Annotated in this window: 15 protein-coding genes; 4 read left to right on the top strand and 11 right to left on the bottom strand. The window is 34.2% G+C overall.

Translation table 11 applies throughout. The features are described from left to right. The first annotated feature begins 60 nt into the window (after nucleotides 1-60). From DFQ08_RS15235 to DFQ08_RS15220, 4 genes are read left to right on the top strand one after another with little or no spacing between them, the layout of a single operon-like run. Entirely contained in the window at nucleotides 61-669 is a 609-nt protein-coding gene (locus DFQ08_RS15235) for an LUD domain-containing protein (protein WP_114310903.1), read from the top strand. Further along, nucleotides 669-1502 carry a phosphatidate cytidylyltransferase gene (locus tag DFQ08_RS15230; RefSeq protein WP_114310902.1) on the top strand — a complete coding sequence of 278 codons (834 nt, stop codon included), beginning with the start codon at nucleotides 669-671 and terminating at the stop codon, nucleotides 1500-1502. The genes DFQ08_RS15235 and DFQ08_RS15230 overlap by 1 nt, the downstream gene beginning before the upstream one ends. Further along, complete coding sequence (locus DFQ08_RS15225; protein WP_114310901.1) at nucleotides 1492-2145, top strand: phosphatidylserine decarboxylase family protein; 654 nt, start codon at nucleotides 1492-1494, stop codon at nucleotides 2143-2145. Before DFQ08_RS15230 ends, DFQ08_RS15225 begins: the two co-directional genes overlap by 11 nt. Beyond that, on the top strand, nucleotides 2145-2414 hold the full coding sequence (locus DFQ08_RS15220) for an acyl-CoA-binding protein (RefSeq protein ID WP_114310900.1): 270 nt from the start codon (nucleotides 2145-2147) through the stop codon (nucleotides 2412-2414). Before DFQ08_RS15225 ends, DFQ08_RS15220 begins: the two co-directional genes overlap by 1 nt. A 132-nt stretch (nucleotides 2415-2546) precedes the next feature. Here the strand turns inward: DFQ08_RS15220 and DFQ08_RS15215 are convergent, their stop codons facing one another. From DFQ08_RS15215 to infA, 11 genes are all read right to left on the bottom strand, one after another. Further along, complete coding sequence (locus tag DFQ08_RS15215; protein ID WP_114310899.1) at nucleotides 2547-3458, bottom strand: dimethylarginine dimethylaminohydrolase family protein; 912 nt, start codon at nucleotides 3456-3458, stop codon at nucleotides 2547-2549. A 218-nt stretch (nucleotides 3459-3676) separates the two neighbouring features. Beyond that, nucleotides 3677-4963, bottom strand: a complete 1287-nt coding sequence (locus DFQ08_RS15210; RefSeq protein ID WP_114310898.1) for a citrate synthase — start codon at nucleotides 4961-4963, stop codon at nucleotides 3677-3679. A 296-nt stretch (nucleotides 4964-5259) separates the two neighbouring features. Continuing rightward, complete coding sequence (gene eno, locus DFQ08_RS15205; protein WP_114310897.1) at nucleotides 5260-6555, bottom strand: phosphopyruvate hydratase; 1296 nt, start codon at nucleotides 6553-6555, stop codon at nucleotides 5260-5262. 228 nt (nucleotides 6556-6783) lie between these two features. Then, nucleotides 6784-7884 carry a glutamine-hydrolyzing carbamoyl-phosphate synthase small subunit gene (gene carA / locus DFQ08_RS15200; protein ID WP_114310896.1) on the bottom strand — a complete coding sequence of 367 codons (1101 nt, stop codon included), beginning with the start codon at nucleotides 7882-7884 and terminating at the stop codon, nucleotides 6784-6786. A gap of 294 nt (nucleotides 7885-8178) precedes the next feature. Next, nucleotides 8179-8652 carry a 50S ribosomal protein L17 gene (rplQ, locus tag DFQ08_RS15195; protein ID WP_114310895.1) on the bottom strand — a complete coding sequence of 158 codons (474 nt, stop codon included), beginning with the start codon at nucleotides 8650-8652 and terminating at the stop codon, nucleotides 8179-8181. A 61-nt stretch (nucleotides 8653-8713) separates the two neighbouring features. Then, nucleotides 8714-9706, bottom strand: a complete 993-nt coding sequence (locus tag DFQ08_RS15190; RefSeq protein WP_114310894.1) for a DNA-directed RNA polymerase subunit alpha — start codon at nucleotides 9704-9706, stop codon at nucleotides 8714-8716. A gap of 94 nt (nucleotides 9707-9800) precedes the next feature. Further along, the gene (gene rpsD / locus DFQ08_RS15185; RefSeq protein WP_114310893.1) at nucleotides 9801-10406 is read right to left on the bottom strand and encodes a 30S ribosomal protein S4; all 606 of its coding nucleotides are present in this window, start codon (nucleotides 10404-10406) and stop codon (nucleotides 9801-9803) included. 214 nt (nucleotides 10407-10620) lie between these two features. Further along, a complete protein-coding gene (gene rpsK, locus DFQ08_RS15180) occupies nucleotides 10621-11004 on the bottom strand; it encodes a 30S ribosomal protein S11 (protein ID WP_114310892.1) in 384 nt (127 codons plus the stop codon). A gap of 100 nt (nucleotides 11005-11104) precedes the next feature. Beyond that, nucleotides 11105-11479: a 30S ribosomal protein S13 gene (gene rpsM / locus DFQ08_RS15175; protein ID WP_114310891.1), complete on the bottom strand. Its 375-nt coding sequence runs from the start codon at nucleotides 11477-11479 to the stop codon at nucleotides 11105-11107. A 2-nt stretch (nucleotides 11480-11481) separates the two neighbouring features. Beyond that, nucleotides 11482-11598 (bottom strand): type B 50S ribosomal protein L36, encoded by a 117-nt coding sequence (ykgO, locus tag DFQ08_RS15170; protein WP_008269159.1) that lies wholly within the window; start codon nucleotides 11596-11598, stop codon nucleotides 11482-11484. A gap of 4 nt (nucleotides 11599-11602) precedes the next feature. Beyond that, nucleotides 11603-11818 carry a translation initiation factor IF-1 gene (gene infA, locus DFQ08_RS15165; protein ID WP_007094967.1) on the bottom strand — a complete coding sequence of 72 codons (216 nt, stop codon included), beginning with the start codon at nucleotides 11816-11818 and terminating at the stop codon, nucleotides 11603-11605. Between the last annotated feature and the right edge of the window lie 7 nt (nucleotides 11819-11825).

The following is an 11825-nucleotide window of genomic DNA, read 5'->3' as shown; positions in this document are numbered from 1 at the left end:
GTTTAAGTTTTTTTATATTTGAAGATAACACACCACACTAGGATTAATAGCAATTATTGAATGAGCATATTTAGTAAATTCTTCGGAAGAAAATCTGAAAAAACTGAAGAAAACATACCAAATCATGAGCGGGGCAAATACATGCCAGAAATGAAGCTACCTGTAGATGAACGCTTTACAATTAATTTTAAAGCGAATGGTGGTAAATTTTTATATTGCGAAAATATAGAAGAAGTACAAGAAAGTTTCAATGCCATATTAGAAGAAAATCAATGGCATAATGATAAAGTCTTTATAATAGATCCACGTTTGGCTGAGTTATTTAAGGATTTTAATTTAAATGCCTCGCATAATCTTTCTGAAAGCACTTATTTTTTATCTACCTGTGAGTATTTAATTTCTGACGACGGATCCTTATTAATTTCGTCCAACCAAATCGCAGAGAAAAAATTAATTGAATTACCAGATAACTTCATTATCTACGCCACTACAAGTCAGTTTGTTGAAACTATTGGCGAAGGCTTAAAAGGAATCAAAGCAAAAAGCACCACAAAAATTCCGACTAACATTACCACTATTAAACATTTTAAAACTGCAGACGATAAGGACTTTTTAACTTATGGTAGCAGCTCTAAAAATTTATACCTACTCTTACTAGAAGATTTATAATGAAAGAGTTAGCAATAAGAGCCCTCTCTGGGGTTATCTATGTCGTATTACTTATAGGTTCCCTATACGCTCAGAATACATCAGTCATTTTAATTGGACTTTTTGGCCTCATCTGTCTTACAGAATTTAGCCGTCTTATCCATTTAAAATCTTTTGTACAATACATTATCTTTTTAGTTATCTATGGCGGTTTTTGGTATATGAGTGTGTATAACACCACAGACCTTATTGCCAATGAAGCCATTAAAATCTTATTGGTCATTACCATCTTTGTTAACCTTATCTTAATAAAAGATGTTTTTACCGCTAAGAAAATTCCACTTTTTGAATCTAAGCGCCATATTGTAACCGCATTCTACTTAACAAGTGGTTTTGTATTTATGATGCTGATAGCAAATTATCAAGATGAGTTTACCCCTTTCATGCTTTTAGGCGCATTTATTCTTATTTGGGTGAATGACAGTGCGGCGTATTTAGTGGGCAAGAATTTTGGTAAACAGAAACTATTTCCGAGTATATCACCTAAAAAAACAGTTGAAGGATTCCTAGGGGGCTTATTCTTTTCTTGTGTTTCTAGCTATTTTATTACCGTTTACGCGCATAGCTTAGGTTTAACCTTAAGCTATACTTCATGGCTTATATTAGCTATTATTGTTAGTGTTTTTGGTACATTTGGTGACCTAATAGAGTCAAAATTTAAACGTCAAGCAGGGGTTAAAGATAGTGGCGTTATAATGCCAGGACACGGAGGACTGTTAGATCGATTAGATAGTATTATCTTTGCAGTACCATTTATATATTTATTCATAAGAATTTTAAAGTATGTTTCATAAAGAAGGCCATAAAATTATTTTCATAACGTTAGTTATTGTTGTCGCTTCATTTTTTCTCATTGATGGGTTTATTACAACAGAATGGCTAAGAACCAGCTTAATGCTTTTGGTTTTAGGCTTCTTTATACTAATCCTACAGTTTTTTAGAAACCCTAAACGTAACACCCACCCAGAAGTCTCACAGGCCTTATCTCCTGTTGATGGTAAAGTGGTTGTTATAGAGGAAGTAGAAGAAAATGAAGTATTTAAAGACAAACGTATACAGGTATCTGTCTTTATGTCTCCGGTAAACGTTCATGTAACACGCTACCCTATTTCTGGTAAAGTGACTTATAGTAAATACCACCCAGGGAAATATTTAGTGGCATGGCACCCAAAAGCAAGTGAAGAAAACGAACGTACTACGGTAGTGGTTGAGAACGCTAATTTTGGAAAAATTCTATACCGCCAAATTGCTGGGGCTTTAGCCAAGCGTATTGTAAATTATGCAAAAGTAGATGCGACTGCACAACAAGGTGCCGATTCAGGATTTATTAAATTTGGGTCACGAGTAGATTTATTCTTACCTTTGCATGCTGAAATAAAAGTAGAACTGAACCAAAAAGTTCGTGGTGGTGAAAGCATCATTGCAGAAATAAAATAATGACTTCCAAAAAAGATTTAGATATCGAATTTAAGACTGCTGTAGATCTCGTAAATGATCATACAGATCCTTTTCCTGCAGACTTTCTATTACGCCTCTATGCTTACTACAAAAAAGCAACTAGTAATTACGACAGACCAAGCAGCCGTAAACCTATCATTAATGCTTTTAAGGCTAATGCGCTATTTCAAATTAAAAATATTAGTAGAGAGCAAGCTAAAGTAGAATATATTAATCTTGTTAACACCTATTTTCTTTATAGAAAGTAATGGGCGAGGACCATTGCAATCCTCATTTTTAAACAAAAAAAGTAGAACGCTCACAAAAAGGAGCAGTCCTACTTTAGTATCTCATCCTACATTAAAAGGATTTTATTTCAGTATTAAACCTATCGTTTTTTCTTAGTCTCTAATAAGAGGCATCGTTGAACAACGCAATAAGCCTTCTTGTTTTGCTATTTCAGCATAGGCTACTTCTTCAACTGTAAATCCATTTTCGCACAACCAAGTATTTAATCGCGTAAAATTCTTTTCAGAAATGACAACATCCTCTGAAATTGAAAAGATGTTACTATTCATATTATACATTTCATCTTTAGTAATTTCGAAAACATTCTCTTTACCGAAGAAATCGACTAACCATTCGTATTCGCGCTCTACTAAGAACCCATTTTTATGAAGTATAGCTTTATCTTTTCCTATAGGTTGAAAACAACAGTCTAAATGAAGTGCATTTTCCTTAGGATCTGTATTGGATTTACGAAGCTCAAAAGACTTCACTGTTTTATGCGGAAACAACTCTTGAAGCGCAATCACAGCATCCATATTGGTCCGTGCGGTTATATAATCGGAGTAATCTGCCCCAGAATACGTTCCTATAAAAATATAATCATTATAAGGCATAACATCACCACCTTCTACGTGACATTCTTCGGGAAGTTCAATAATATTCTCCGTTCCTATTTGATCTAATACATGCTGAATCGCTTCATACTCACGCTCACGATCGGGTAGAATATTCGCTTTTACAAGTTTATCTTCTATGACAAAGGCGATATCTCTTGAAAAAATCTGATTGTAATCTTGGATCACTTGCGGTCTATAAACGGTTACATCGTACTTTTTCAGTACTGCTGCCACAGCTTCCATTTCAGCTACCATATCCGCTTCTTTAGGATAAGTGCCTGCTTTGATATGCTGAATAGATTTAGGATCATAAGCTTCTTCCAATGAAGGAATAGGTCCATTGCTTTCCGCAGTTCCTAAAATGACAGCTTTTAGTTTAGAGGTTTCGTTTTCTATGTTTAATTTCATGTGGTCGTATCTATTAGTTATTTAGAATAATGCGCTATGTTTTAAAAGCATTATTTAGAGATGCGTTTAGAGTAGGTGCTTTAAGCCAGAACTTTTGGCTATTTTAAGACTTTCATATTTGGTAAAAACCTAGTATGACGTTCTACGCTATCGCTAGTCCAAAAATAAAAAAAGCTTCATAATAAATATGAAGCTTTTTAATATTCTCTACGAATAAATTATCTTTCGTTAACAGGTACAAATGGTCTGTACGTTTCTCCTGTATACAATTGTCTTGGACGACCAATTGGTTCTTGTTTTCTTCTCATTTCTTTCCACTGTGCAATCCAACCTGGTAAACGACCTAAGGCAAACATCACCGTAAACATCTCTACAGGAATTCCCATAGCTCTGTAAATAATACCAGAATAGAAATCTACGTTTGGATATAATTTTCTATCTACGAAGTATGGATCTTCTAAAGCTTCTTTCTCTAAACCTTTAGCAATATCAAGAATTGGATCTTCAATTCCTAAATCGGATAATACTTCATCAGCGGCCACTTTAATAATCTTAGCTCTTGGATCAAAGTTTTTATACACACGGTGTCCAAAGCCCATAAGACGGAAAGGATCATTTTTATCCTTCGCTTTTGCCATATATTTTTTAGTATCACCACCATCTTCCTTAATGGCTTCAAGCATTTCTAATACCGCTTGGTTAGCACCACCATGTAATGGTCCCCAAAGTGCAGAGATACCAGAGGCTAAAGACACAAAAAGACCAGCATGTGATGACCCTGTAATTCTAACTGTAGAAGTCGAACAGTTTTGCTCGTGATCTGCATGTAAAATTAAAAGCTTATCTAAAGCGTTAACAAGGATTGGGTTTTGCTTGTAGTCTCCATTAGGACTCTTAAACATCATCTTTAAGATATTTTCTACATAACCTAAGTTATCATCTCCATATTCTAATGGTAAACCTTGCTTTTTACGCATTGTCCATGAAACAATTACAGGGAATTTACCTAAAATTGTAACGATAGAGTTATACATTGCTTCTTCTGAAGCGACATCTACTGAAGATGGGTAAAACGCCGTAAGTGCACTAGTTAATGACGACAACACGCCCATTGGGTGTGCAGATTTAGGAAAGGCATCTAAAATTTTCTTTAAATCATCATCTACAACGGAATGCGACTTGATGTCTTCATGAAACTGATCTAATTTTTCTTTGTTTGGTAATTCTCCGAAGATTAATAAATAAATAACTTCTAAGAAATCAGCTTTTTCAGCAAGTTCTTCAATAGAATATCCTCTATATCTTAAGATTCCTTTTTCACCATCTAGAAATGTAATAGCACTTTCACAACTTCCAGTATTTTTAAAACCTGGATCTATGGTGATTACTCCATTAGTAGCAGTTCTTAAACTTTTAATATCTATTGCGACTTCCTTTTCTGTTCCTATAACAACAGGAAATTCATACTTTTCACCATTAATTTCTAATGTAGCTTTATCTGACATATTTTCTCTACGGATTTTAATAAATTATAAGAACGTAAATTTACGAAATCTCAATCGATTTAGAAAGGAGATTTATAATGCTTTTAACAAATTAAGTAGATCTTACCGACTGATGAAACTAATTAAGTCTTATTGGCAATTACGTCCCACGTTTCTAAGGCGCTATTCTTAGATTACACCACCTATAACTTGCAGCACACAAAGCTTTAAAAGTGATGTATTCCCTAATACAAAGGCATAAAAAAACCATCTAACGCTAAGTTAGATGGTTTTTTATTTGAATAGGCTTTAAAACCTTATGCCTTTATTTTAAAAGCATTTTCACCAGGAAAATAAGCAACATCTCCTAACTGCTCTTCAATACGTAATAATTGGTTGTATTTAGCCATACGATCACTACGTGACGCCGAACCTGTTTTAATCTGACCACAGTTTAACGCTACAGCTAAATCTGCAATTGTGTTATCTTCAGTTTCACCAGATCTGTGAGACATTACAGATGTGTAACCTGCATTATGTGCCATATTTACAGCAGAAATAGTTTCTGTTAAAGTTCCGATTTGGTTCACTTTAATTAAGATAGAATTTGCGATACCTTCTTTGATACCTCTTTCTAAACGTTCTACATTAGTTACAAATAAATCATCACCAACTAATTGTACTTTATCTCCAATTAATTCAGTTAAATATTTGAAACCTTCCCAGTCGTTTTCATCCATACCATCTTCAATAGAAATGATTGGGTATTTTCCAGCTAATTCAGCTAAATATTCAGCTTGTTCTTTACTTGTTCTGATAACTCCTGAATCTCCTTCAAACTTCTTGTAGTCGTATTTACCATCCACAAAAAATTCAGCAGAAGCACAATCTAAAGCGATCTTCACTTCGTCTCCAAATTTATAGCCAGCATTTTCAACAGCTTTTGCAATAGTATCTAAAGCATCTTCAGTTCCCCCTGCTAAGTTTGGTGCAAATCCACCTTCATCTCCAACAGCAGTACTTAAATCTCTATCGTGTAATACTTTTTTAAGGTTATGGAAAATTTCAGTTCCCATTTGCATAGCGTGTGTAAAGTTTTTCGCTTTTACAGGCATAATCATAAACTCTTGAAATGCGATAGGCGCATCACTATGAGAACCTCCATTGATGATATTCATCATTGGTAATGGTAAAGTATTTGCAGAAACTCCACCTACATATCTGTATAATGGCATCCCTAATTCATTAGCCGCCGCTTTAGCTACTGCTAAAGAAACACCTAAGATTGCATTAGCACCTAACTTAGATTTGTTTGGTGTACCATCTAATTCAATCATCATTTTATCTATAGCATTCTGTTCAAAAACAGACATACCTAATAATTCTTGAGCTATTTCAGAATTTACATTTTCAACGGCTTTTAGAACTCCTTTTCCCATATAGGTATCGCCACCATCTCTCAATTCTACAGCTTCATGCTCACCTGTAGAGGCTCCAGAAGGAACTGCTGCCCTACCCATAACACCATTTTCTGTAGTCACATCCACTTCTACTGTTGGATTTCCTCGAGAATCTAAAATTTGTCTTGCGTGTACATTAATAATAATACTCATTATTCTTGGTTTTAGTTAACTTTGATTTTAAAATTTAATTTGTCATAAAAATTGTACAACACTTGAACAAAGTTCTGTGTTATATAAGCCTTAGAACTGTAACAAATTTACGAAAATCTTAAAGGCTATACTTGACAAAAATCATATTTATGATTAAAGTTTACGATATTGTTTTCGTAACTAAAAAAACGCAAGAATTTTTTGTAATCCTTGCGTTTTCTGTAGTGTCTATTTCTTAAGATTCTCAATAAATTGATCGAATAAGTATAAAGAATCGTTTGGCCCAGGACTTGCCTCAGGGTGGTACTGAACCGAATAACAATTTTTATCCTTAAGCTTAATACCTGCTACGGTATCATCATTTAAATGTACATGCGTGATCTCTACATTAGCATGAGCTTCCGTTTCTTCTCTATTAATAGCGAACCCGTGATTTTGAGACGTTATTTCTCCTTTTCCGGTGACAAGGTTTTTCACTGGGTGGTTAATACCACGGTGCCCATTGTACATTTTATAAGTTGAAATACCATTGGCTAAAGCAATGACTTGGTGCCCTAAACAGATTCCGAATAAAGGCTTATTCTTTTCAATGATATTCTTAGCCACTTCTATAGCATCTACTAGCGGTTCTGGATCTCCAGGACCATTAGAAAGAAAATAACCATCTGGTTGAAATGCTTCTAAATCTTCAAACTTACTATTGTAAGGAAACACTTTAATATAAGCATCTCTTTTTGCTAAGTTTCTTAAGATATTTTTCTTAATCCCAAGATCTAAAGCGGCAATTTTATAAGTGGCATTTTCGTCTCCAACAAAGTAAGGTTCTTTGGTAGATACTTTAGAGGCTAAATCTAAACCAACCATAGACGGAATGTCTGCTAGTTGTTTTTTAAGACCTTCAATATTATCTACATCCGTAGAGATAACCGCATTCATAGCACCGTGATCTCTAATATAACTAACTAATGCACGTGTATCTACATCGGCAATAGCAAGCGTGTTATGTTTTTCAAAGAATTCTTCTAAAGACGCATCTCCTGCCGGACGCGAGTAGTTAAAGCTAAAGTTTTTACAGATTAACCCAGCTATCATAACTTCATCAGATTCTACTTCATCAGCCTTGGTTCCGTAATTTCCAATATGGGCATTTGTCGTTACCATTAACTGACCGTAGTATGATGGGTCTGTAAAAATTTCTTGATATCCAGTGGTACCTGTATTAAAACAGACCTCCCCAAAAGCAGATCCCTCTTTACCTATCGATTTTCCGTGAAAAATAGTTCCGTCTGCTAAAAGGATAATCGCTTTTTTTCTTTGTTTATACTTCATGACTTAAATATGAGTTATTAAGCTGTTGTTATGTTTTATGTTTTATTTAAAAATGTCCTAGAACTTACTACAGACACCTCTTAATACTATACCTACTATAAAAGACTTATTTTGTTACCTTTTAAGGTGACGTTAAAAACCTAAATAGGTTTAAAGGTTATAAAACCATTTTTTAGACCTTTTTGCTCTGCGCTATTAAAGCAAAACCTAATTGCCTAAACTTTTGCAAAAGTCCAAAAAAAAAGGATAAACTGAAACAGTTTACCCTTTATATTTATAAATGCTTATCCACATTTATTCTTCTTCGTTAGACGCCTTAGTTTCAGCAGCTGGAGCTGTTGTAGCTTTGCTACCACCTCTTCTACTTCTACGAGTCGACTTCTTAGGCGCTTTATCAGCGTTGTAAAGTTCGTTGTAATCAACTAACTCAATCATTGCCATATCAGCGTTATCACCTAAACGATTTCCTAACTTAATGATACGTGTATATCCACCTGGACGATCACCAATCTTTGGAGCTACATCTCTAAACAATTCTGCTACAGCACCTGTTTGTCTTAACTTAGCCATAACAATACGTCTGTTGTGAGTCGTATCTGTTTTAGATTTTGTAATCATAGGCTCTACAAACTGCTTTAAAGCTTTAGCTTTCGCTACTGTTGTGTTAATACGTTTGTGCTCAATTAAAGAACAAGCCATATTAGCTAACATTGACTTTCTATGCGCTGTTTGTCTTCCTAAGTGGTTGAATTTTTTTCCGTGTCTCATGACATTTTGTTTTAATCATCATCTTGCTACTACCCTTTTACGAGGAGCAAAATATGACGTATTAATCTTTATCTAGTTTATATTTACTTAAATCCATTCCGAAGTTTAACCCTTTAACATTTACTAGTTCTTCTAGCTCAGTTAAAGACTTCTTACCGAAGTTTCTGAATTTCATTAAATCATTTTTGTTGAAAGATACTAAGTCTCCTAAGGTATCTACTTCTGCTGCTTTTAAACAATTAAGTGCACGTACAGAAAGATCCATATCAACCAATTTGGTTTTCAATAGTTGTCTCATGTGAAGTGATTCTTCATCATAAGTTTCAGTCTGTGCAATTTCATCAGCTTCTAAAGTGATACGCTCATCAGAGAATAACATGAAGTGGTGAATTAATATTTTAGCCGCTTCCGTTAAAGCATCTTTAGGATTGATAGAGCCATCAGTTCTAATTTCAAAAACTAATTTTTCATAATCCGTTTTTTGCTCAACACGGTAATTTTCAATACTATATTTTACATTCTGAATCGGTGTAAAGATTGAATCTGTAAAGATGGTTCCGATAGCCGCTGAAGATTTTTTATTCTCTTCTGCAGGAACATAACCTCTACCTTTTTCAATAGTTAACTCCATACTGATGTTTACTTTAGGATCTAAGTTACAGATCACTAAATCTGTATTTAAAACTTGGAATCCTGAGATAAACTTCTGGAAATCTCCAGCTGTAATTTGATTTTGTCCTGAAATAGAAATTGTAACAGTTTCGTTATCTACTTCTTCAATTTGACGCTTAAAGTTAACTTGCTTTAAGTTCAAAATCATTTCAGTAACATCTTCTACAACACCAGAAATGGTAGAAAATTCGTGATCTACACCTTCTATTCTAATAGAAGTGATAGCAAATCCCTCTAATGAAGATAATAAAACTCTTCTTAAAGCGTTTCCTACTGTTAACCCGTATCCTGGTTCTAAAGGTCTGAATTCAAACTTCCCTTCAAAATCAGTAGAATCAATCATGATTACTTTATCAGGCTTCTGAAAATTTAATATTGCCATAGTTGTCTTCGTTTTAATTGCTATTTAGTTGCGCGATTTAAAAGTTTGAAGAAGACTTATAAATCCTTTGGCTAAATACCAATGTGATTATTTATTATTTAGAGTAAAGTTCAACGATTAACTGCTCGTTGATTTGTTCTGGAATCTGAATTCTAGCAGGGACAGCAACGTAAGTTCCTTCCATAGTATTCGTGTTCCAAGTAATCCATTCAAATACTTCACTAGAGTTTGCTAATGAATTTTGGATTGCTTCTAAAGATTTAGATTTTTCTCTTACTGCAACAACATCTCCAGCTTTTAATTGGTAAGAAGGAATGTTTACTTTTTCACCGTTTACAGTAATATGTCTGTGAGATACTAATTGTCTAGCTCCGCTTCTAGAAGGAGAGATTCCCATTCTGTATACAACGTTGTCTAAACGAGACTCACATAATTGAAGTAATACTTCACCTGTAATTCCTTTTGCAGAAGTTGCTCTTTTGAACATGTTTCTGAATTGCTTTTCTAAAATACCATAAGTATATTTAGCTTTTTGCTTCTCCATTAATTGAATAGAGTATTCAGATTTTTTACCACGACGACGGTTGTTACCGTGCTGTCCTGGAGGGTAATTTCTTTTTTCGAAGGCTTTGTCGTCTCCGAAGATAGCTTGTCCGAATTTACGGGCTATTTTAGTTTTAGGACCAGTATATCTTGCCATTTTAAATTGTTTTTTAAGAGTGATTCGTGAATTAAGGTCTTAATCTTATCCTTCAAGAATCGTGAATCTCTTATTAATACTTGTTAATATTTTTCAGTTTGCAAATTTACACAAAATAAACTAATACCAACACATAAATGCGAGATATTAGTTTATTAGGTAATTTTGATAAGTCAATCTAACTTAAATTGTTAGACCTCTGAATAATTTCAGATTAAACTCTACGTCTTTTTGGTGGACGACAACCGTTATGTGGTAATGGAGTTACATCGATGATTTCTGAAACTTCGATACCTGCATTGTGTATAGATCTAATAGCAGATTCTCTACCATTTCCTGGACCTTTAACGTATGCTTTTACTTTCTTTAATCCAGCTTCTTTAGCTACTGCTGCTGCATCTTCTGCGGCTAATTGCGCTGCGTAAGGAGTGTTCTTTTTAGAACCTCTAAAGCCCATTTTACCTGCTGATGACCAAGAAATAACGTCACCTTTTTTGTTTGTTAAAGAAATAATGATGTTGTTAAATGAAGCTGTAATGTGAGCTTCACCAATTGCATCTACTATAACTTTACGTTTTTTTGTACTTGCCTTTGCCATTTTATTTTTAGCTTTTAGTTTTAGTATATAGTCGCTAGAATCCTAAACCGTTAAATTTCAAACAGATTCTTTCCAACGTCTAAAGACTAAAGACCATTTATTACTTAGTTACCTTCTTTTTGTTAGCAACTGTTTTACGTCTTCCTTTTCTGGTACGTGAGTTATTCTTAGTACGTTGTCCTCTTAATGGAAGTCCAACTCTATGACGAATACCTCTGTAACATCCGATATCCATTAATCGCTTAATGTTCATTTGAGTTTCAGAACGTAATTCACCTTCAATCTTAAATGTCCCAACAGCTTCACGGATTGCTCCAATTTCATCGTCAGTCCAGTCTTGAACTTTAGTGTTTTCGTCAACTTTAGCAGCTGCTAAAATTTCTTTTGCTCTACTTCTACCTACTCCGTAGATATAAGTCAAAGAGATAACTCCTCTTTTCTGTTTTGGTATGTCTACACCTGCAATTCTTGCCATAATTACCCTTGTCTTTGTTTGAATCTAGGATTCTTTTTGTTAATGACGTAAAGTCTACCTTTTCTGCGCACTAATTTACAGTCTGCGCTTCTTTTCTTTACTGATGCTCTTACTTTCATCGTATTAGTATCTATAGGTTATACGAGCCTTCGTTAAATCGTAAGGACTCATTTCTAATTTCACTTTATCTCCTGGCAACAATTTAATGTAATGCATACGCATTTTACCAGAGATATGTGCAGTCACTATATGACCATTTTCTAATTCAACACGAAACATCGCATTAGATAATGCTTCAATGATTGTTCCGTCTTGTTCTATTGCTGCTTGTTTTGCCATAATCTTA

This window comes from Winogradskyella arenosi (genome assembly GCF_003337305.1).
GTDB lineage: Bacteria > Bacteroidota > Bacteroidia > Flavobacteriales > Flavobacteriaceae > Winogradskyella > Winogradskyella arenosi.
The sequence above is the reverse complement of the archived record's forward strand: the minus strand, read 5'-3'. Positions and strand labels throughout refer to the sequence as shown.